General features: G+C 73.0%; 20 protein-coding genes. 8 read left to right on the top strand and 12 right to left on the bottom strand.

The features are described 5' to 3' along the window. Positions 1 to 32 precede the first annotated feature (32 nt). From FLX08_RS13865 to FLX08_RS13855, 3 genes are read right to left on the bottom strand one after another with little or no spacing between them, the layout of a single operon-like run. Positions 33 to 695: an ABC transporter permease gene (locus tag FLX08_RS13865; RefSeq protein ID WP_142619247.1), complete on the bottom strand. Its 663-nt coding sequence runs from the start codon at positions 693 to 695 to the stop codon at positions 33 to 35. Next, the gene (locus FLX08_RS13860) at positions 692 to 1,366 is read right to left on the bottom strand and encodes an ABC transporter permease (protein WP_142619246.1); all 675 of its coding nucleotides are present in this window, start codon (positions 1,364 to 1,366) and stop codon (positions 692 to 694) included. The genes FLX08_RS13865 and FLX08_RS13860 overlap by 4 nt, the downstream gene beginning before the upstream one ends. Next, a complete protein-coding gene (locus FLX08_RS13855; protein WP_142619245.1) occupies positions 1,363 to 2,430 on the bottom strand; it encodes an ABC transporter ATP-binding protein in 1,068 nt (355 codons plus the stop codon). Before FLX08_RS13855 ends, FLX08_RS13860 begins: the two co-directional genes overlap by 4 nt. A 283-nt stretch (positions 2,431 to 2,713) precedes the next feature. Between FLX08_RS13855 and FLX08_RS42925 the strand changes: the two genes are divergently transcribed. Continuing rightward, positions 2,714 to 4,885: an RNA polymerase sigma factor gene (locus FLX08_RS42925; protein ID WP_142619244.1), complete on the top strand. Its 2,172-nt coding sequence runs from the start codon at positions 2,714 to 2,716 to the stop codon at positions 4,883 to 4,885. 81 nt (positions 4,886 to 4,966) lie between these two features. Here FLX08_RS42925 and FLX08_RS13845 read toward each other — a convergent pair whose 3' ends face one another. Then, the gene (locus tag FLX08_RS13845) at positions 4,967 to 6,139 is read right to left on the bottom strand and encodes an acyl-CoA dehydrogenase family protein (protein ID WP_142619243.1); all 1,173 of its coding nucleotides are present in this window, start codon (positions 6,137 to 6,139) and stop codon (positions 4,967 to 4,969) included. Continuing rightward, on the bottom strand, positions 6,139 to 7,206 hold the full coding sequence (locus FLX08_RS13840) for an acyl-CoA dehydrogenase family protein (protein WP_142619242.1): 1,068 nt from the start codon (positions 7,204 to 7,206) through the stop codon (positions 6,139 to 6,141). Before FLX08_RS13840 ends, FLX08_RS13845 begins: the two co-directional genes overlap by 1 nt. Positions 7,207 to 7,428: 222 nt before the next feature. Between FLX08_RS13840 and FLX08_RS13835 the strand changes: the two genes are divergently transcribed. From FLX08_RS13835 to FLX08_RS40575, 3 genes are all read left to right on the top strand, one after another. Continuing rightward, the gene (locus FLX08_RS13835) at positions 7,429 to 8,073 is read left to right on the top strand and encodes a TetR family transcriptional regulator (protein ID WP_142619241.1); all 645 of its coding nucleotides are present in this window, start codon (positions 7,429 to 7,431) and stop codon (positions 8,071 to 8,073) included. A gap of 300 nt (positions 8,074 to 8,373) precedes the next feature. Beyond that, complete coding sequence (locus FLX08_RS13830; RefSeq protein WP_142619240.1) at positions 8,374 to 9,102, top strand: zinc metalloprotease; 729 nt, start codon at positions 8,374 to 8,376, stop codon at positions 9,100 to 9,102. 125 nt (positions 9,103 to 9,227) lie between these two features. Continuing rightward, entirely contained in the window at positions 9,228 to 9,398 is a 171-nt protein-coding gene (locus tag FLX08_RS40575; protein WP_167530404.1) for a hypothetical protein, read from the top strand. Here FLX08_RS40575 and FLX08_RS13825 read toward each other — a convergent pair. From FLX08_RS13825 to FLX08_RS13810, 4 genes are read right to left on the bottom strand one after another with little or no spacing between them, the layout of a single operon-like run. Beyond that, positions 9,358 to 10,071: a VOC family protein gene (locus tag FLX08_RS13825; RefSeq protein ID WP_142619239.1), complete on the bottom strand. Its 714-nt coding sequence runs from the start codon at positions 10,069 to 10,071 to the stop codon at positions 9,358 to 9,360. The genes FLX08_RS40575 and FLX08_RS13825 overlap by 41 nt on opposite strands. Continuing rightward, a complete protein-coding gene (locus tag FLX08_RS13820) occupies positions 10,058 to 10,843 on the bottom strand; it encodes an alpha/beta fold hydrolase (RefSeq protein ID WP_244312631.1) in 786 nt (261 codons plus the stop codon). The genes FLX08_RS13825 and FLX08_RS13820 overlap by 14 nt, the downstream gene beginning before the upstream one ends. After that, positions 10,843 to 11,760, bottom strand: coding sequence for a Rieske 2Fe-2S domain-containing protein (locus FLX08_RS13815; protein ID WP_142619237.1), 918 nt, complete (start codon positions 11,758 to 11,760; stop codon positions 10,843 to 10,845). The genes FLX08_RS13820 and FLX08_RS13815 overlap by 1 nt, the downstream gene beginning before the upstream one ends. Beyond that, the gene (locus FLX08_RS13810) at positions 11,757 to 12,983 is read right to left on the bottom strand and encodes a flavin monoamine oxidase family protein (protein WP_142619236.1); all 1,227 of its coding nucleotides are present in this window, start codon (positions 12,981 to 12,983) and stop codon (positions 11,757 to 11,759) included. Before FLX08_RS13810 ends, FLX08_RS13815 begins: the two co-directional genes overlap by 4 nt. A gap of 105 nt (positions 12,984 to 13,088) precedes the next feature. Between FLX08_RS13810 and FLX08_RS13805 the strand changes: the two genes are divergently transcribed. Next, a complete protein-coding gene (locus FLX08_RS13805; protein WP_142619235.1) occupies positions 13,089 to 14,252 on the top strand; it encodes a cytochrome P450 in 1,164 nt (387 codons plus the stop codon). Positions 14,253 to 14,255: 3 nt separating this feature from the next. Here FLX08_RS13805 and FLX08_RS13800 read toward each other — a convergent pair whose 3' ends face one another. From FLX08_RS13800 to FLX08_RS13790, 3 genes are read right to left on the bottom strand one after another with little or no spacing between them, the layout of a single operon-like run. Continuing rightward, the gene (locus FLX08_RS13800) at positions 14,256 to 15,110 is read right to left on the bottom strand and encodes an ABC transporter permease (protein WP_142619234.1); all 855 of its coding nucleotides are present in this window, start codon (positions 15,108 to 15,110) and stop codon (positions 14,256 to 14,258) included. Next, complete coding sequence (locus FLX08_RS13795; RefSeq protein ID WP_244312620.1) at positions 15,110 to 16,054, bottom strand: ABC transporter ATP-binding protein; 945 nt, start codon at positions 16,052 to 16,054, stop codon at positions 15,110 to 15,112. The genes FLX08_RS13800 and FLX08_RS13795 overlap by 1 nt, the downstream gene beginning before the upstream one ends. A 50-nt stretch (positions 16,055 to 16,104) precedes the next feature. Then, positions 16,105 to 16,497, bottom strand: a complete 393-nt coding sequence (locus tag FLX08_RS13790) for a hypothetical protein (RefSeq protein ID WP_208761434.1) — start codon at positions 16,495 to 16,497, stop codon at positions 16,105 to 16,107. 230 nt (positions 16,498 to 16,727) lie between these two features. Here FLX08_RS13790 and FLX08_RS13785 point away from each other — a divergent pair, with 230 nt between their 5' ends. The 3 genes from FLX08_RS13785 to FLX08_RS13775 are packed head-to-tail and all read left to right on the top strand — an operon-like array spanning position 16,728 to position 19,125. Continuing rightward, complete coding sequence (locus FLX08_RS13785; protein WP_142619233.1) at positions 16,728 to 18,110, top strand: cytochrome P450; 1,383 nt, start codon at positions 16,728 to 16,730, stop codon at positions 18,108 to 18,110. Beyond that, positions 18,107 to 18,943, top strand: coding sequence for a methyltransferase domain-containing protein (locus FLX08_RS13780; protein WP_167530403.1), 837 nt, complete (start codon positions 18,107 to 18,109; stop codon positions 18,941 to 18,943). The genes FLX08_RS13785 and FLX08_RS13780 overlap by 4 nt, the downstream gene beginning before the upstream one ends. Next, complete coding sequence (locus FLX08_RS13775; RefSeq protein ID WP_079320568.1) at positions 18,940 to 19,125, top strand: hypothetical protein; 186 nt, start codon at positions 18,940 to 18,942, stop codon at positions 19,123 to 19,125. The genes FLX08_RS13780 and FLX08_RS13775 overlap by 4 nt, the downstream gene beginning before the upstream one ends. The last annotated feature ends 50 nt before the right edge of the window (positions 19,126 to 19,175 follow it).

Here is a 19,175-nt window from a genome sequence, read left to right as displayed (position 1 = left end):
AATCCCTTCATTATAGGGGGATAAAATCGAGATTAGCGGACCTGGCGGACACCGGGCGAGACGACCGCCCGGTCGAGCAGGACGAAGGCGAACTGGACGGCCAGGGCGAGCGCGGCCACCAGGACCGCTCCCCCGACCACATCCGCATAGGTCTTGGTCGCCAGGCCGTCGATGATGAACCGGCCGAGGCCGCCCAGCCCCACGAACGCCGCCACGGTGGCGGTCGAGACGACCTGGATGGCGGCGAGGCGCAGGCCCAGCAGGATCAGCGGCAGCGCGACCGGGGTCAGCGTGCGGAACAGCACCTGACGCCCGCGCAGGCCCATGCCGTACGCCGCGTCGCGCAGGTCGGCGTCCACCCCCCGCACGCCCTCGTACGTGTTCACCAGGATGGGCGGCACCGCGAGCACGATCAGCGGGATCAGCACCGGCAGGACGGTCCCCACGCCCGCCAGCAGCACCACGAGCACGAGCAGGCCGAGCGTCGGCAGCGCCCGGGCGGCGTTCGCCGCGACCACGACGAGCAGCGCGCCGCGGCCCGTGTGGCCGATGAGCATGCCGAGCGGCACGGCGATCAGCGCCGCGACGAGGAAGGCCGCGGCCGAGAACTCCAGGTGTTCGAGCAGCCGGACCGGGATGCCGTCCGGGCCCGACCAGTGCGCCGCGTCGCCGAAGAAGCCGGCCAGCCAGTTCACGCCGTCCTCCTCGCCCGGGACCAGGGGGTCAGCAGCCGCTGGGCGAGCACGAGCAGCCCGTCGGCGAGCACGGCGAGCAGGACGATGAGCGCGATCCCGACCACGATCGGCGTGTAGAACTGCCGCTGCCAGCCGTCGATGAACAGGTTGCCCAGCCCGCCCTGGCCGATGAGCGCGCCCACGCTGACCAGGCTGATGCTCGACACGGTCGCGACCCGCAGCCCGGCCAGCACCACCGGCACCGCGACCGGCAGCTCGACCCGCAGCAGCCGGCGCGCGGGCCGGAACCCCATCGCCACCGCCGACTGCCTCACGGAGTCGGGCACCGAGGCCAGGCCGTCCACCACGGCGGGGATCAGCACCGCGAGCGCGAAGAACGTCAGCGGGATGACGACGGTCGACCGGGTGAGCCCGGTGATCGACAGGAAGATCGAGAACAGCACGAGGGACGGCAGTGAGTAGGTGACGTTCATCAGCGCGGCGGTCGGCTGGTAGAGCCAGCGCCAGCGCACGCAGGCCAGGCCCAGCGGCAGGGCCACGACCAGCCCGAACAGCACGGGCAGGAAGGCCATCACGACGTGGTTCTCCAGCAGGGCGCTGATCGCGGTGGGGCCGCCGTTGGCCCAGTTGCGCGCGATCCAGTCCCAGCGGACGAGGGGCTCGTCGGTCACGTGGGCGCCCCCTCGGAGGTGCCGCCCCTTGAAGCTCCGGGTGCGGGGCCTGCGGCGGGCGGCGCGTACTCGGCGAGTAGTTCGTCGATCGCGTCCCGGCCGGCCACGCCGCGCACGCGGCCCTCCTCGTCCACGGCCACCGCGGTGCCGTTGGCCGACAGCAGCGCCGCGTCGAGTGCCGCGCGCAGCGAGTCGGTCTCCGGATTGAAGGTGCCGTGGGCCGCGAGCCCCTCCGCGGTGCGCCAGCCGAGCGGCCTGCCGTCCTCGTCGGTCACCAGATCGGACGGCGCCGGGCGCAGGCGTACCTCTTTGGCCGAGATGAACGAGAGCCGCCGGATGCCGCGGTCGCGGCCGAGGAACTCGCGGACGAAGTCGTCGGCGGGCTCGGTGAGCAGCGTGGCCGGGCCGGCCATCTGGGCCAGCCGCCCGCCGACACGCATGACGGCCACCGTGTCGCCGAGCTTGACCGCCTCGTCGATGTCGTGGGTGACGAACACGATCGTCTTGCGCAGCTCCGACTGCAGCCGCAGCAGCTCGTCCTGGAGACTGGCCCGCACGATCGGGTCGACGGCGCTGAACGGCTCGTCCATGAGCAGCACCGGAGGGTCGGCCGCGAGCGCCCGGGCCACGCCGACGCGCTGCTGCTGCCCGCCCGAAAGCTGAAAGGGATAGCGATCGGCCAGGCCAGGGTCGAGCCCGACCAGGTCGAGCAGCTCCATCGCGCGGGCGCGTGCCTTCTTCTTGTTCCAGCCCAGCAGGTAGGGCACCGTCGCGACGTTGTCCACGATCTTGCGGTGCGGGAACAGGCCCGCCTGCTGGATCACATACCCGATGCCGCGCCGGAGCGTGGGCGGGTCGATCTCGCGCACGTCCTGACCGTCCAGGGTGATGCGGCCGGAGGTGGCGTCGATCATGCGATTGATCATCCGCAGCGACGTGGTCTTGCCGCAGCCGGATGGGCCCACGAACACGGTGATCGCACCGTTGGGCACCTCCAAGCTGAGCTCGTCCACGGCCACCGTCCCGTCCCGGTAGCGCTTGGTGACGTCTTCGAACGTGATCACGCCATCTCGCCCTTCGAAAGAGTGTGCGATCAACCCAACACCGGGAGGCCCCCTCGCTCTTCCCTCTGAACCCCTCGGATATCCAACGCGCCCCGATTCGGACACAACACCCGCCGGTCAGCCTACGGCGGGAACACCCGAAATCCGGGCCTAGATATCTATCAATAGGGCATCTCATGATGCGTGACGCGGTGATGTGTTGGCATGATTACTCTCACGCCTCTCCCGTCCCTCCGCCGCGTCCCTCAGAACGGACCAGCCAAGAAACTCAGAGGAGCCGGTCGTGACTGCACCGCTCACCGGTCTGCGCTCCAGGAGCGAGCTCATCGCCGAGCTCTACGAGCGTCACGCGGCGGGGTTGTTCGCGTACTGCCATGACCAGCTCGGCGAGACGGCGTCCGCCTCCGACGCCGTGGTGGCCGTCTTCACCACCGTGCCGACCGCCGAGCCGCCCTCGCGCGCCGCGCTGTACGCGCTGGGCCGGCGGGAGATCTACCGCCGCGACGTCAGCTACGCGATGCCGGCCGTCGACTCGGTCGCCGACCCCGCCACCTCCTTGATCGAGCGGGTGTTCCGTGACATCCGGCCACACCAGCGCGAGGTCCTGCTCCTGGCGGAGGTGTGCGGCCTGACGGCGCACGAGCTGTCGGTCGTCCTCGACGTCGCGGCCGACACCGCCGAGGAGCTGATCGCGGGAGCGACGCGCCGCTTCGCCCAGACGCTGGAGACTGCGGTGACCGCCGCGAGGTCGGCGCCGTTCGTGCCCGCCGGCGTCGCGGAGGTCTACGACGCCATCGGCGTCTCCCCGCTCGGCGACGTGCTGGCCCGGCTGCCCTGGCGCCGCCCGGCCGCGTCCGTACGCGACCGGGTGCTGACGGCGCTGCCGTACGACGAGCCGGGGAGCGCCACGACGGGGGGCGAGAAGTCGTCGGGGCTGGTCACCAAGAGGCTGTGGCCGACCACCCCGACCTGGCCGCTGCCGCTCAGCGACCCCGACCAGGTCACCAACACGTGCGTCGTCAAGGCCGACTCCATCGGGCAGCCGCAGGGCTCCCGGCGCAAGGCGAAGCACGAGGCGACGACCGAGCCCATGCCGCGGCTGCGCGGGGCGCTGCTCAACTCGCTCGGCGAGGGCCGGCTGCGCAGGAAGCGCGCCGGGCGGTCCGCGCCCGCGGAGCGGCCGGCGGAGCGGCCGGCGGAGCGGCCGGCGGCCCTGACCGCCCCGGTGGAGCCGCAGGCGTCCCCTCAGGAAGCCGCGCAGGCCGCGCAGATTACGCCCGCCGCGCAGATTACGCAGGCCACGCCCGCCGCGCCCGCCGCGCCGCCATCCGCTCCGGACGTCGCCCCCGCTCCCGAGCCGTTCGACGCCTTCGGCACCGCCGCCCCTCCCCGTACGGATCCGTTCGAGGCCTTCGGCACGGCCGCACGCCCCTTCGACGCCTTCGGGACGTCCGGCACGCCCCGTCCCGCGGAACCGTTCGACCCCTTCGGCACCGCGCAGCCCACCGAACCGTTCGATGCCTTCGGCACGGCGCACCGCCCTGCGGAGCCGCCCTTCGACGCATTCGGCACGGCACGGCCCACTGAGTCGTTCGACGCTTTCGGAGCCGCCTCGCACACGTCCGGCCCCGCCGAGCCCCTCGACGCCTTCGGCACCGCACCACGCCCGGCGGAGCCCCTTGACGCCTCCGAGGCCGCCGGCACGTCCCACCCGGCGGAGCCGCTGGACGCGTTGTTCGACACGCTCCGCTTCGCCGTGCCCTTCGACGCGTTCCGTACGGCCGATCCCTCGGACACGTCGCGACCGGCCGAGTCCACCACCGCGTCCACCACCGAGTTCACCGGCGAGTTCACCGGCGCCTTCCCGAAGACCGAGGCGGCGTCCGGCTTCCCTCGGATCGAGGAGCCGGCCGACGAACCTCCGCTGACGCCGCCCTCCGAAGCGCTTTTCCCCGCCCCCTCCCCTGCCGCCTCCCCTGCCGCCTCCCCTGCGTCCTCCCCTGCGGGTGCGTTCGCTCCCGCGCCGCGGGAGGCCGCGCGACCGGCCGAGGAGCCGACGGTGGAGCCGGTGAAGCCGGCGGAGACGTACGGCGCGCGGGCCGTCGAGGCGTCCGCGGCGGAGAACGACGTCCTGGTCCACCCGGTCGTCGCGGCGCTCTCCGTGCCCCGGCCCGCCGCCCCGAGCCGTCCGGCCCGAAGGCACGCCGGCCGGGCGTCCGGCGGCAGCGGCGCGAACAAGAGCAAGAGCAAGAGCACCGGCAAGAGCGCGGGCAGCGCGACGCGCAAGGGCACGAGCAAGGGCACGAGCAAGGGCACGGGCAACGCCATCCGCAAGGGCCGGCGGGGCAAGGGCGACCGGCACTACGACTGGCTGTGGGAGGCCGTCGGCATCCTGATCTGCCTGATCATCGCGCTGGTCGTCTTCTTCAACGTGCCGACGGTCTTCACGCCCTGATCCCCGCAACGCCCGGAACGCCCGGAACGCCCGGAACGCCCGGAACGCCTGGAGCCCCGCAAAGCGCCGCCGGGCGGGCGCTCACCGTGGCGGTTTGGGCAGCCCGAGCCCGAGCATGGCGATCAACTCCCGCTGGACCTCGTTGACGCCGCCGCCGAAGGTGAGCACGAGGCCGCCCTTGACGCCCCGGTCCACCCGCTCGATCAGGTCGCGCGTCTCCTCGTCGTAGGGGTCGCCGAAGCGGGCCAGCGTGTCGCCGACGATCCGGCCGACCTCCTGCACCCGCTCGGAGGCGTAGATCTTGGTGGCCGACGCGTCGGGCGCGCCCAGCCAGCCGAGGTCCATCGACGCCGCGACCTGCCAGTTGAGCAGCTCGTTGGTGCGGAAGTACGCGTACACCTCGGCGACGGCCCGCCGTACGCCGGGGTGGTCCCACAGCGGCACGCCGTCGCGTCCCCGGCTGGTCTTCGCCCAGCGGGCGAAGCGGTCGAGGGTGTGCCCGATGGCGCCGGCGGGCCCGAGCGTGACGCGTTCGTGGTTGAGCTGGCTGACGATCAGGTCCCAGCCCTTGTCCACCTCGCCGACGACCATGTCGAGCGGGACCCGCACGTCCGAGTAGTACGTCGCGTTGGTGTGGTGGCGGCCGTCCATCGTGACGATCGGCGTCCAGGAGAACCCGGGGTCCGTACAGTCGACGATCATCATGGTGATCCCGCGGTGTTTCTTCGCCGCCGCATCGGTGCGCGCCGCCAGCCAGACGTAGTCGGCGTGGTGCGCGCCCGAGGTGAACACCTTCTGGCCGTTGACCACGTAGTGGTCGCCGTCGCGCAGCGCCGTCGTCCGCAGCGAGGCCAGGTCGGTGCCCGCCTCGGGCTCGGTGTAGCCGATCGCGAAGTGACACTCCCCGGCGAGGATGCGCGGCAGGAAGAACTCCTTCTGCGCGTCCGTGCCATAGCGCATCAGCGTCGGGCCGACCGTCTGCAGCGTGATCAGCGGGTAGGGCACCTCGGCCCTGGCGACCTCGTTGGCGAAGATCTGCTGCTCCACCGGGCCGTATCCGCCCCCGCCGTACTCCTTCGGCCAGCCGAGGCCGAGCTTGCCGTCGCGGCCCAGCCTGCGGCAGTGCGCCGTGTACGCCTCGCCGAACGGGTCGCGGGCGATCTCGGCGCGCTGCTCGGGGGTCAGGCACGACGCGAAGTAGTCGCGCAGGTCGTCGCGGAGCCGCCGCTGCTCCGCCGTCAGCTCGATGAACATCAGATCAGCGCTCCGATCAGGTCGAGCTGGGCCTGCTCGCCGCCCAGCAGATGGGCGAGGTGCTTGCCCATGCCGAAGTAGCGATGCAGCGGATAGGTCAGGTCGAGACCGATGCCGCCGTGCAGGTGCTGGCAGGTGTAGAGCGCGCGTACGGCGTCCCCGGCCGCGGTGTGGGCGGCGACGGCCAGATCCCGCTCCGCCGGCAGCCCCTCGCCCAGCCGCCACGCTCCCGTCCACATGGCGACGTCGAGCGCGCGTGCGGCGATGTAGACGTCGGCGATCTGCATGGTCACGGCCTGAAACTCGGCGAGCACCCGGTCGAACTGCCGGCGCGCGGCGATGTGTCCCTTGGTCAGCGCGAGCGCGCCCGCGAGGACCCCGGAGGCGGCCGCGGTCACCGCGGCCAGGGTGTTCAGCCTCAACGCGGCGACGGCCGCGCCGTCGTGCTCCCCCACCATCTCGCCCGGCGCGTCCTCCAGGACGACCGCGGCCGCGGGCTCCCCGGTCGCCGTCGGGACCGGCAGCAGCCGCGCGTCCGCGGGCCGCACGAGGAACAGCGCGTCCCCGTCCCCCGACCGCGCGGGCACGAGGACGGCCGACGCCTCGGCGGCGTACGGGACGACGCCGGGCCGCCCGGTGATCCTTCCGTCCTCGGCGATCGCGGCGGGCGGGTCGCCCGGGCCCGCCCCGGCCTCGCGGAAGGCGACGGTGAGCACCTCGTCTCCTTCGGCGAACGGCGCGAGCGCCCGGCGCTGGGCGTCCGTGCCGTGCCCGGCGACGGTCAGCGCGGCGACGAGGCCGGGCAGCGCGGGAACCGGCGCGACACGCGCCCCCACCTCGCGCAGGATCACCGCCATCGCGAGCGGGCCGAGCCCGGCGCCGCCCGCTTCGGGCGGCAGGCACACGCCGAGCAGGCCCGCCTGGGCCAGTGCCTTCCACGCCCCCGCGTCGTACGGCCGGCCGCCGCGCTCGTGCGCCTCGATCCTGGCCTGGTCCGCCTCCCGCTCCAGCACCGACGCGGCAAGCGCGCGCACCTCGGCATGGGTCTCGTCGAGATCGAAGTCCACCGGACCTCCCGCGTGTTCCACGGACCTGCCTGCGGGGCGGGAACCCCGCCCAGAACCGCAAACTAGAACGGATTCTAATCCCTGTCCAGAGGGCGGCTCACGAACCGGCGGCGACGCACGGCCGAAACAAGAAAGTCATAAAGCCGCCAGCGCCTTTGTGACCGACGGGTAACCATCCGGAAGGGACGGAAATCAGATAACGTGTTCCTATGCGCACTTCGCATGCAGTCGCCGACGCTCCGCCACCGCTTCCCGAAGGCCCCTCCTCCGCGGGCAGCCATCCGGCCCCGGCCACCCCCCGGGGTCCGCACCCGGAGCCAGCACCAACGGCGCCGGCGCATCGTCCAGGCGGCGGCCGCCCTCGCCTCCCGCGGAGGCGTCGAGGCGATGCAGATGCGCACGGTCGCCGAGCGCGCGGGCGTCGCCCTGGGAACGCTCTATCGCTACTTCCCGTCAAAGATGGACCTGGTCGTCGCGGTGGTCGGCGAGGAGATCGACCTGCTGGAGTCCAGCATCGAGCGGCGTCCGCCGCAGGCCGCCAACCCCGCCGGCCGCGCGGTCGACGTGCTGATGCGGGCCACGCGGGGCCTGATGCGCGAGCCGGAGCTCGCCGACGCGCTCATCCGCTCCCTGATCATGGCGGAGGTGGAGGCGCCGTTCGGCGACCGGATGGCGAGCCTGTTGCTGCGCGTCGCGGCCGACGGCCGCACGGTGAGCCTTCCTCCGGAGGACCAGCTCGCCCTCACCGGCTCCCTGGCGGGTGTCTGGGTGCAGGAGTTGCTGGAGATGCTGCGCGGCCGGCGCACCTACGAGCAGATCCAGCACCGGATCGAGATCGCGGCCGACCGGCTGCTGGCGGGTTTCTAGAATTTCCTTCCGCCGGCTACGAAAATCCGGCGACACACCGTCCACACCCTCGGGTAAGGCGGATATGCACGATGGGTGAGCCGCCGTCTTCCGCTAGAACGAGTTCCACTCCTATTGGAATTAAATTCCAATCGCGGGAAAGCGCTTGGACCGCGTCTGCGGGTTCTGGTTCCATGACAGGATGACGAGCCCCCCGACATTCCGGCGGCCCGGCAGGACGCCGCCGCTCCCCCCACCCCCTCCGTCCGCGCGGCATGGGGACCGCTTGCCCTGTCGTACGCGACGGCACAACTCGTCGAGGTGTTCCTGCACGAGGGGTCGCACGCCCTGGCCGCCCGCGCGCTGGGCTTCCATCCTGCCATCGGCCAGTTCGTCGAGTTGCACGTGCCCTCGCCCGAACGGGCGCAGGAGGCCCTCGTGGCCGCAAGCGGCCCGATCGGCAGCCTCGTCACGGGCCTCGTCTGCTGGGCGCTGTATCGCCGGCGCGGACCCTCCTATGCCCGCCTGCTGCTCATGTGGCTGGCGATGACCGGCATCACGGCGTTCCTGGGCTATCTGGTGGTCATGCCGCTGCTCACGGTGGGCGACACCGGCGTCGTGGCGCGGCTCTACAACGTGCCCGTCGCCGTGCAGTTCCTCGTCACCGCCGCCGGGATGGGGCTCCTCTATCTGGTCACCCGGCCGCTCAGCCGCATGTATCTCGACTCGCTGCCCGCGAGCGTGCCGCTGGACACGCCGCGCGACCGCAAGGCGTCCGTGACCCGCCTGTGGATCCCCTACCTGATCGGCCTGGCGCTGCTGGTGCCCGCCGGGCTCGGCGGCGACCCCGAGGTGGTTTTCTACGGCATTCTCGGCTGCTGGGGGCCGGGAATGGCGCTGGTCGGATTCATGACGCTCAACGCGGGCCGGCCGTACGAACGCGAGGAACGGACGGACGCGGGCTGGCGGCTTCCTCTTTGGGCGTTCGCCGGCTACGCCGCCGTGGTGGCGTTCTATCTGCTCGTGCTGCGGCCCGGCCTGAATATCTGACCCCCGCAATACGTATACGTACGCTTCCGAATCGGGATACGTAATAACCGGAACCACGCTGGACGGCCCCCGGAAAGATGGCCGATGATGCGTTCGGCGCATTCTTTTTCTTCCGGGGAGCCGTCATGGGACTGACCAACATCCGCCTCATCGTGCCGCTGGTCTACGCGGTCGCGGTCGTCGTGTCACTGATGATCGACACGACCGTGGGCACGGTCGTCGTGATCGTCGGCGCGCTCCTCGTGGCCGCGTTCTTCATCTGGTTCCGTCCCCGGAGCGGCACCGGCCGTCCCTGACGCCGAACAGCGCGCCCCACGGGTCGCGCAGCACCGCCTCCCGCCCGTCGTCCCCCGCCTCGGCGACCCCGCCGCCCGCTCGTCGCGCGGCCAGGGCCGCCGAGTGCACGTCGTCCACCAGGAAGTAGGACACCCACTGAGGGGACGCGCCGGCCGGCACACCGCGCGCCTCCCGTCCGGGCGCCGTCTCCTCCCCGAAGAGCCCGGCGTAGAAGGCGCGGGCGCCGCCGGGATCGGCCACCCTCAGCTCGTGACCGCAGATCGCGCCGAACTCGTCGACCAGGACGATGCCCTCCGCCCAGTGCCCCTGCCAGAAGCCGACCGACGCGCCCGTCGTGTCGATCGCGAACAGGAACCGCCCGTTCTCCCCGGCCGGGAGCGGCCCGAGCACCACCGCGCCGCCGAGCTCCTTCACTCGCGCGGCCACCGCGTCGGCGTCCTTCGCCGCCAGGTAGGTGTTCCAGGTGGCCGACAGCCCTCGGCCCGGCGGCACCTGGCCGAACCCTCCGACGACCTCCCCGGCCCGCCGCGCCAGGCGGTAGCCGTACTCCTCGGGCTCGTCGAAGGTCCAGCCGAACAGGGCCGCGTAGAAGTCCCGCGCCCCCTCCGGGTCGGCCGCCATGTAGTCCACCCAGCAGGGCGAGCCCTGCGCGTACGTCTCACGCCTGGGCATCCACCGGGCTCCTCTCCAGATGCGACCGGATGAGCCGCGCGGCGGCCCCCGGGCGTTCGATCAGGCACAGGTGACCGGCGTCCGCCATCTCGGCCACCCGGCAGCGGGGCACGAGCGCGCCCAGCCGCGCGGCGTTGGCCGCGAACGTCGCCATCTCGGCGTCCCCGACGAGCACCAGGGTGTCGGCCCCGATCGCGGCGAGCGCCTCGTCGGTGTGCGTGTGCCGGTGGAACGCCGCCATCGAACCGGTGCGCAGCTCGTCCCAGCCGTGCCGGGCGATGACCGTCCGCAGGCTCGCCCGCAGCCGGGGGTGCGCCTCGGTGCCCCGGAAGATGTCGGGCGGGGAGGACATCCAGACGTCCGCCAGCGCGGCGCCGTCCGCGCCGGCCCGCCGCAGCGCCATCAGCGCGCGGTAGCGCGGGGCCGTCCCCGGCTCGCTGGGGGCGCCCGCGATGGTGGGGGCCGCCACGACGAGACGCCGTACGACGTCGGGCGCGTCCACGGCGAGCTGGATCCCCGCCAGCGACCCGAACGACAGGGCGACGACGTCGCGAGCCCCCTCGGCCCGCGCGACGTCCGCGATCTGGGCCGCCAGGCCCGGCAGCGTCGTGCCGGGCCGCATCGGGCCCGACCCTCCGTGGCCCGGCAGGTCGATTCCGACGTGCCGGCGGCCCGGCAGCAGCGCCCACAGGTCGCGCCAGGTGGTGGAGTCCATCGTGTAGCCGTGGATCCACAGCACGGCCGGGCCGCTCCCGCTCGTGTGCACCCGCATCACGCAAGCTCCCCGGTCACCGAGGCGGTTCCGGCCGGCGGCACGGTGCCGAAGGTGGCGCAGAACCGGCGGAAGGCCAGCACGGGCCGGTCTCCGGCGTCGTAGCGCTGCGGCGCGTCCGGATCGAGGTGGTCCCAGACGACGCGGTCCTGCTCGAAGGCGTACTTCGCGCCGTGGACCAGCGCGTCGAGCGCCTCCGCGCGCTCCGGCCGCAGCGCGATGGCGACCCGCCCCACGCAGCCGTCCGGGGTTGGCACGGCGCCGGTGATGATCGTGTACGGCGCGTCCCCGGTGCCCAGCTCGGTCACGACGAGGCTGGGGCTGAAGGCCCGGGCGTAGAACCGGGAGGCGAAGTCGAGCCGGCGCTCCCGCTCCCACGGCGGGGCCTTGGTGCGGAACTCCCCCTCGATGGCCATCTCGCCGTCCGGACCGGGCGAGACCCGCATGCCGACCACGCGGGGCACGAGGTGCACCTGGTGGAAGTGCTCGGCGTCGAAGGCGTTCTCCACCACGTATTCCGAAGGGACCGCCACCGGCTGGATCACCGCGCTCACGACGATGTTGCCGTCGGCCACCTCCTTGACGGCCCGCTGGAAGCCCCGGTCGTCGTCCGCGGACAGCCGTACGAACACCGCCGCGCCCGCCCGCTCGACCGCGTATTCGGCGACCGACCAGCGCCGCGCCGTGTCCCCGAGGGACACCCGCTTGCCGTGGAAGGGGCAGATGACGCAGTCGCCGTCCAGGGTGCCGCCGTGGCCCAGGGCGGCGCCCCGATGCGGGCACAGCCCGTCGAACACGCGGACGCGCGGCCCCTCGCGTACGGCCAGCAGCCTGCGCCCGCCGAGCATCAGGGGGTTCAGCCCCTCGGCGAGCTCCTCCTCGAACGCCAGCAGATACCAGCCCGTGTGCACCTTCATCGCCCTACCGCCTCCAGCACCTCTCCGGCCGCGCGGTCACCGCTGGCCATGGCCGCCTGCACCATCGGGACGCCGGCGGCCGTGGCCTCGCCGGCGAAGAACACCGTCGCGCCCATCGGCTCCGCCCACGCCGCCCGCGCCCACAGGGCGCCGACGCGGGGATAGGTGAACGCGCCGGTCGCCCAGGCGTCCGCTCCCCAGTCGGCCGCCTCGACGTGCTCGGGCCGGGCGTCCCCGGCCCAGGGCAGCACCCGGCCCAGCGGGGGCGGCCCTTCGCGGGCCGCCTCGCGCGCCCGCGCCGCGGCCCCGGCCTTGGCCACCACCAGGACGCGCCTGCTGCCGGCGGTGCAGGTGACGAAGCCCAGGCCGCCCTCGGCGTCGAACACGACGGCCGACTCGGGGGCGGGCCGCGACAGCGTCACCACCCCGCACCAGGCGTCGCCGAGGCGCAGCGACTCGGCGGCCGCCCGCTTGCGGTCCGGCAGGTCCGCGATCGTGAGCGCCCCGCCGGCGACCACGGGCGGGGGCACGGTCACCACCGCCGCCGCGGCCGTCACCGCGCCGTCGTCGAGACGGGCCTCCACCCGGCCCGGCGACCAGGCGATGCTCCTGGCCGGGCTGCCGGGCCGTACGTCGAGGCCGCGAGCGAGCGTGCCGGCCAGTCGGTCGAATCCGCCGCGTATGGCGTAGCGGCCCTCGCCGACGTCATCGGCGCGGCGTCCTGCGGCCATCCCCGCCGCGCTGAGCGACCCGGGGTCGGCCGCCCAGTTCTGCCGCAGCCATTCGACCTGGTCGCCCGAGGTGAGCCGCCCCGCGACGGGCACATCCTCGCCCGGGTCGCGCAGCAGGCTCTGCTCGACGGCCCACGGCGGCTGTCCCTGCCGGGCGAGCACGCCCAGCGGCAGCACCCTGCCCTCCGCGGCGACGAGGGCCTTGCCGGGCCGCACCGGCTCGGCCGCGTCCGGTTCGAGCACGTCCCAGACGGGGTTGCGGTCGCCGTGGACGACCTGGGCGCCCAGCTCCATCTCCGGACCGCCGTCGCCGGGCCGGTGGGTGCGCACCCGCCCGCCGACGCGGTCCCTGGCTTCCAGCACCGTGACGGTCAGACCGGCGGCGCGCAGCCGCCGTGCGGCGGTCAGGCCGCTGACGCCCGCGCCCACAACCACTACATCGACCCGCATCGCTGCCTCCCAAGCGCCCGTCCGGTCCGCAGTTGTTCGCATTCATCCCGGCGGCGGCGGCTGTGTAGTAGCGTGGCCGTGCCGTGATCTTGTGACTTGTGATCTTGCGACTCGTGATCTTGTGACCTCAGCCCCAGGGGATCGCCGATGACCGCTCTCCGCCGGCTTCCGGCCGGTCTGGCCCATCCGTTCTCGCCGGCCGGCAGGTCCGACCCGTATCCGGCGTACGACTGGCTGCGGGCCAACGATCCGGTCCACTTCGACGTCACGTCCCGGATGTGGCTGCTCACGGCGCACGAGCACGTCGCGAGCGCGCTCAAGGACGCCCGGTTCTCGGCCGAGCTGGGGCAGCGCGAGCGGGTGCGCGACGACGACCTGCCGGCCTCGATGCTGACCACCGACCCGCCCGACCACAACCGGCTGCGCGCCCCCGGCATGGCCCTGCTCGGTCCCGCCGCGGTGCGCGAGCTCGCCGCCGGCATCACCGCCGTCGTGGACGGCCTGCTCGACGGGCTGACGGAGGCGGCCGAGGTCACCCGGGATCTGGGCGAGCCGTTCGCGACCGGCGTGCTCGCGCGGACGCTGCTCGTGCCGCGCGAGGACGAGGCGGCCTTCGCCGACCTGGCGCGGCGTGCCTCGGTCAACCTCGACCCGCTGGCGGGGCCCCAGGCCGCGCGGGAGGGCCGCGTCGCGATGGGCGAGCTGACCCGGTTCCTCGACGCGCACGTGGCGCGCGGGCCCGGCGGGTCGATCGCGCGGCTCGCCGCGGACGAGCGGCTGACGCGGCCCGAGATGCTGGGCATCCTCTCGCTGGCCGTCGTCGGCGGCTGGCGCCCGCTGGCCGAGATGGTGGGCAACGCGCTGTTCTGGCTGCTGCCGCGCCCCGAGGCCCTGGCGGCGCTGCGCGAGGGCGGCGACGACGTCGCTCGTACGGCGGTCGACGAGCTGCTGCGGCTGGAGGCGCCGATCCCCTTCACCGCGAGGGTGACGACCGCCGAGGTGTCCTTCGGCGACGCGGTCATTCCCGCCGGCGCGCGGGTGCTCGCCGTGGTCGCGGCGGCCAACAGGGACCCGGCCGTCTTCGACCACCCCCACGACCTGGTGCTGACCCGGTCTCCCAATCCCCACCTCGCCTTCGGCGCCGGCACCCACTTCTGCCTGGGCGCGCCCCTCGTCCGGCAGGCCGGCGCACTGCTGCTGCGCGGCCTGGCCGGACGCTTCCCCGCGATCCGCACGGACGGCGCCCCGCCCGCCTGGGCGCCCGTGCTCGTGCCGCGCCGGCTGGGCGAGTTCCGGATCCGGCTCACCTGAGCGTCAGCGGACGTTGGGCCCACGCCAGCGGAAGGTCAAAAAGCTCAGCGCCAGCCCGGCGAGGCACCACGCGGCCAGCACGAGCGCCACGCGGTCGAGCTCCCAGACACCCGCGGGCTCGACGTGGGCGAAGTCGTTCGGCAGGAACACCGAGCGCAGCCCCTGGGTCATCCACTTGAGCGGGAACAGGGCCGCGACCGTCTGCATCCACGCCGGCAGCTGGCTGTAGGGGAAGAACACCCCCGAGATGAACTGCAGCACCAGGAACGGCAGCGTGACGATGGCCGAGGCCGACCGGGCGTTGGGGATGACCGAGCTGAACGCCACGGCCAGCAGCGTGCAGGACACCCCGCCGAGCAGCAGCACCCACACGAGCGTCTCCCACCGGGCGGCGGTCGAGGGCAGCGGCAGCCCGAACGCCAGCACGGCCACCGCGAGCAGCAGCACCGTCTCCAGGGTGCCGGTCACGGCCACCCTGACCACCTTGCCGATGAAGTAGGCCGACTTCGGCATGGGGCTGGAGGCCAGCCGGCGGATCATCCCGGTGTCGCGCTCGATGGCGACGCTGATGGCCAGCCCGTTGAAGCTGACGCTCATCACGCCGCAGGCGATGATGCCCGCGATGAACATCTGCTTGAAGTCGGTGTGGGTGCCGGGCACGGTCCCCGAGAAGATGGAGCCGAGCACGACCAGCAGCACGATGGGCAGCAGCAGCGTGAAGACCAGCGACTGCCGGTTGCGGAAGAACGACTTGAGCTCGACCGACGAACGCGAGACGGCCGCCCGCCACAGGATCGAGCGGGCGGGATCGAGCACCACCCCGCTCTCCTGCGCGAGGACCGCGTCGGGAGCGTTCATCACACGACACCGCCTTCCTGGTTGCTCCGGATGAGGTCCAGATAGATCTCCTCCAGCGACGGCCGGTGGATGCGCAGGTCGGGCAGCTCGCGTACGCCGGAGGCGGCCGCCCAGGGCAGCAGCGCGGCCATGGCCTCGGTGGGGTGGTGGGTGCGTACGACCACCAGGCCCTCCGCCTCCTCCACCACGGCGTCGTCCGGCAGCGCGGGCAGGCCCGCGCCGAGCCCGTCCGTCCTGGTGAAGCTCACGGCGGCGGGTGTCTCGCGCCTGCCGCCCAGCTCGGCGACCGGGCCCGACTCGACGACCCGTCCCCCGACGATGACGGCCGCCCGCTGCGCGAGCGCCTCGACCTCGTCCAGGTAATGGGTGGTGAGCACGGTGGTCTTGCCCCGGCCGGCGAAATAGCGGACGAGATCCCACGCCTCCCTGCGGGCGACGGGGTCGAGTCCCGTCGTCGGCTCGTCCAGGAAGATGAGATCGGGGTCCCCGACGACGCCGACCGCGACGTCGAGCCGCCGCGCCTGCCCGCCGGAGAGCGCCTGCGTCTGCTTGCGCGCCTGTTTGCCGAGGCCGACCATGTCGATCACCTCGGCCACCGGCAGCGGCGCGGGGTAGAACGCCGCGAAGTGCTCGACCACCTCGCGCACGGTCAGGTCGGTGTACGCCCCCGTCGTCTGGGGGACGACGCCGATCCTGGCGCGCCACTCGGGCGCGTCCTCGGCCGGATCCCGGCCGAGGACACGCACGTCGCCGGATGTCCGCCGGCGAACCCCCACCAGGATCTCCACCGTGGTGGTCTTGCCGGCGCCGTTCGGCCCGAGGAGCGCGAAGACCTCGCCGCTCCGCACGTCGAGGTCCACCTCCTCGACCGCGTTCACCGGGCCGTACCGCTTGCGCAGGGAGCGCACGTGGACGGGGTTCGCCTGCTCGGCGACCATGGACATGGCCTAGCCCTCCGAGTGGTGGTGATGGTCAGGTGATGGTCGGATGACGGTCAGGTGCAGCAGCAGCAGGGGCAGCAGCAGCAGTTGATGTCGATCGCCTCGGCCCCGGAGGCGCCGGCGGCGATGGAGTCGAGGTCGCCCTCGCTCAGCTCGGCCATGTCGACCTGAGGCGTCTCGGGGATGTGCAGCTCGAAGCGGCCCGTTTCGAGGCCCCTCTCCCAGAGCGCGACCTGCACCTCGATGTTGCTGTCGTGGTGGCCTTCGGGAATGTTGCGGACGAGGACGACCTCGGCTCCAGCCGGCAGCTCCAGCCCGGACTCGGCGAGAGCCGCGCGGGGGTCGGAGTCCAGCCGCGCCGAGTATTCCTCACTCGACCACGCGGTGATGAGAACGCGGGTGTACGCGTTCACGAATTCGGCGCGCTGTCTGGGGTCCAAAGACATTGCCTGCCTCCCGGCTTTCTTTACGGCGATGTCCGCCGCTTTCGAAATGAAGTCTTACACGGCGGTGCGGGAACGGCACAGACTTAATTTTCCCGCCGCCGGCATAAGTATTGAGGCCTCGAACGGCGCGGACTATGCTCCGATCAGGAAATATCACCGAGTACGTATTCGCAGTCGATCGCGTGCGCAATTCATAAGCGAATACGTATTCAGAAAAAGTGAGGGTGGGCATGGCCGATACGCACAGCGGTTACGTATCCCTGCCGCCGGGTCCGGACGGCGCCCAAAGTCTGCGCAGCATGCGGGAGGACCCGCTGCGCTTCGTCACCGAGATGGCCGCCTGGGGCGACGTGACGAGACACGAGGCCGAGGGCGCGCCCGTCTACATGCTGCACCGGCCCGACCTGGCCCGGCACGTGCTGAAGGACAACGGCGCCAACTACACCAAGGACCGCACGCCCGACGACGACATGCTGCGCCCCCTGCTCGGCAACGGCCTGCTGACCAGCGGCGGCGAGGAGTGGGCCAGGCAGCGCAAGATGATCGCCCCGGCCTTCCGCCCGACGGAGGTCGAGCGGTTCGACCAGATCATGACCGACGCCGCGGCCCACCTGGCCGACCGGTGGCGGCGGGCCGGCGAGAACGGCGAGGCCGTACGCGTCGACCACGACCTGACCGCGCTCACGCTCACCGTCATCGCGCGCGCCATGCTCGGCGCGGACATCGCGGGCGTCGGCGACGGCTTCGGGCGGGCGGTGGACGAGGTCAACCGCTTCATCGGGCACTTCGACCCCGCCTCCGAGGGCGGCGGGCGGGAGGGGTTCCGCCGGGCGAAGGCGTTCCTCGACGCCGTCACCCGGACGATCGTGGCCGCCCGCCGGGCCACCGGCCAGGAGAACGACGACCTGCTCGGCGCGATGCTGGCCTCCGGGCACGCGATGACCGCGACCGACCTGCGCGACCAGGTGCTGACGATCGTCATGGCCGGGCACGAGACCACCGCCAAGGCCCTGACCTGGACGCTCTACCTCCTCGACCGTCACCCCGACGCGGCGCGGGCCGTACGCGCGGAGGTGGACGAGGTGCTGGGCGGCGACCGGACCCCCACCGCCGCCGACCTGCCCCGGCTGACCGCCTGCCAGCGGGCGATCAAGGAGGCCATGCGGCTGTATCCGCCCGTGTGGCTCATCTCCCGGCGCTCCGTCGAGGCCGACGTGGTCGGCGGATACGCCATACCTCCGGGCACGCTGGTGTGCGTCAGCCCGTACGTACTCCACCGGGATCCGCGCTACTGGCCCGACCCGGAGACGTACGCACCGGACCGGTTCGCGGCCGAGCACACCCACGCCGGGCACCAGTACCTCCCCTTCGGCGGCGGCCCGCGGGTGTGCGTCGGCCGCCACTTCGCGCTGGTCGAGGCCACGCTCGTGCTGGCCGTGCTGCTGCGCGCCGTGCGCCCCGAGCTCGTCCCCGGCTTCCCGGTCGAGCCCGAGGCCCTGGTCACGCTGCGCCCGCGGCACGGCATGCTCATGGTCCCCCGCCCCCGGGAGACGGAGCCCCGGGAGACGGAGCCCCGGGAGACGGAACTCAGGGACGCGCGGAGGCGGCCGTGACCGCCGTGACGGGCGCCGGGTCGTACGACCCGGCCGCGACGACAGCCGGGGGCCTGCACGGCGAGCTGGCGCGCCTGGAGGCCCAGGCCGAGCTCTCCTTCGACGAGGAGCTGCGGATCCTGCTCGACGTGGGCGTCCCGGCGCCCCTGCTGGAGCTCGGGGCGGGCTCGGGCGCGGTCACCCGGCGGCTGCGGGCCGCCCTGCCGGACCTGCCCATCGTGGCCGCCGACATCGACACCGCGCTGCTGGCGCACGCGGCGGACGCCCGGGCCCCCCTGCTCGGCTGCGACGCCGTACGGCTGCCGCTGGCGGACGCGTCCGTGGGCACGGTCCTGCTCCGATACGTACTGCAGCACGTGGCCGACCCGGCCGCCGTGGTGGCGGAGGCGCTGCGGGTGCTGCGGCCGGGCGGGCGGCTGGTCGTGATCGAGGTGGACGCGATGCTGTGGGGCCTGGCCGACCCGATGTACCCCGAGATGGCCGGCGTGCACAACCGCATGACCGGCGCGCAGCGGCAGGCCGGCGGCGACCGGCTGATCGGGCGCAAGCTCACCCGGCTCCTTCGCCGTGCGGGCTTCGGCGACGTGGTGCTGCGGCCGTTCGCCACCACCAACGACGACCGCCCCACCGAGGCGTTCGCCCCTCACCTGGGCCCGGAGCGGCTGGCGCCGCTGGTCGCCTCCGGGGCCCTGACCCTGCCCGAGCTCGCCCTGGCGGCCGACCGGTGGCGGCGTTTCCGCGCCGACCCCGACGCCTGGGTCATGCTGCTCGGCCTCGTCGTCGCCGGGACCGCACCGGGCGGTCCCGCCGCATCCGAACGGAGTACGTCATGAGCCCCTTCTGGAAGATCTTCGTCGCGATCTTCTGTTACATCAGCGGCATCGTGGGCCTCGGGCTGGCCGTCGCCAACGCCAGCGTGAAGCCGCCCGCCACCACCCACGCCTTCGTGTACGGCGGGCTCGGCGTGGTGTTCCTCATCGCCGGAATCGTGCTGAGCCGCAGGCCCCGCTACTGACCACACGAGAACCGCCGGCGGATCGTTCCCGGTCCGCCGGCGGTTTGCGC

This window comes from Microbispora hainanensis (genome assembly GCF_006874475.1).
Taxonomy (GTDB): domain Bacteria; phylum Actinomycetota; class Actinomycetes; order Streptosporangiales; family Streptosporangiaceae; genus Microbispora; species Microbispora hainanensis.
This window is presented reverse-complemented; position numbering and strand designations above follow the sequence as displayed.

Excerpts from the sequence above, each read along its gene's own strand:
- FLX08_RS13845 (WP_142619243.1), bottom strand. The coding sequence starts at position 6,139 with ATGTTCATCGAGCTGACGGCGGAGCAGCGGCGGCTCCGCGACGACCTG.
- FLX08_RS13835 (WP_142619241.1), top strand. The coding sequence starts at position 7,429 with ATGCAGTCGCCGACGCTCCGCCACCGCTTCCCGAAGGCCCCTCCTCCG.
- FLX08_RS40575 (WP_167530404.1), top strand. The coding sequence starts at position 9,228 with ATGGGACTGACCAACATCCGCCTCATCGTGCCGCTGGTCTACGCGGTC.
- FLX08_RS13825 (WP_142619239.1), bottom strand. The coding sequence starts at position 10,071 with ATGCCCAGGCGTGAGACGTACGCGCAGGGCTCGCCCTGCTGGGTGGAC.
- FLX08_RS13820 (WP_244312631.1), bottom strand. The coding sequence starts at position 10,843 with ATGCGGGTGCACACGAGCGGGAGCGGCCCGGCCGTGCTGTGGATCCAC.
- FLX08_RS13815 (WP_142619237.1), bottom strand. The coding sequence starts at position 11,760 with ATGAAGGTGCACACGGGCTGGTATCTGCTGGCGTTCGAGGAGGAGCTC.
- FLX08_RS13810 (WP_142619236.1), bottom strand. The coding sequence starts at position 12,983 with ATGCGAACAACTGCGGACCGGACGGGCGCTTGGGAGGCAGCGATGCGG.
- FLX08_RS13805 (WP_142619235.1), top strand. The coding sequence starts at position 13,089 with ATGACCGCTCTCCGCCGGCTTCCGGCCGGTCTGGCCCATCCGTTCTCG.
- FLX08_RS13800 (WP_142619234.1), bottom strand. The coding sequence starts at position 15,110 with ATGAACGCTCCCGACGCGGTCCTCGCGCAGGAGAGCGGGGTGGTGCTC.
- FLX08_RS13795 (WP_244312620.1), bottom strand. The coding sequence starts at position 16,054 with ATGTCCATGGTCGCCGAGCAGGCGAACCCCGTCCACGTGCGCTCCCTG.
- FLX08_RS13790 (WP_208761434.1), bottom strand. The coding sequence starts at position 16,497 with ATGTCTTTGGACCCCAGACAGCGCGCCGAATTCGTGAACGCGTACACC.
- FLX08_RS13785 (WP_142619233.1), top strand. The coding sequence starts at position 16,728 with ATGGCCGATACGCACAGCGGTTACGTATCCCTGCCGCCGGGTCCGGAC.
- FLX08_RS13775 (WP_079320568.1), top strand. The coding sequence starts at position 18,940 with ATGAGCCCCTTCTGGAAGATCTTCGTCGCGATCTTCTGTTACATCAGC.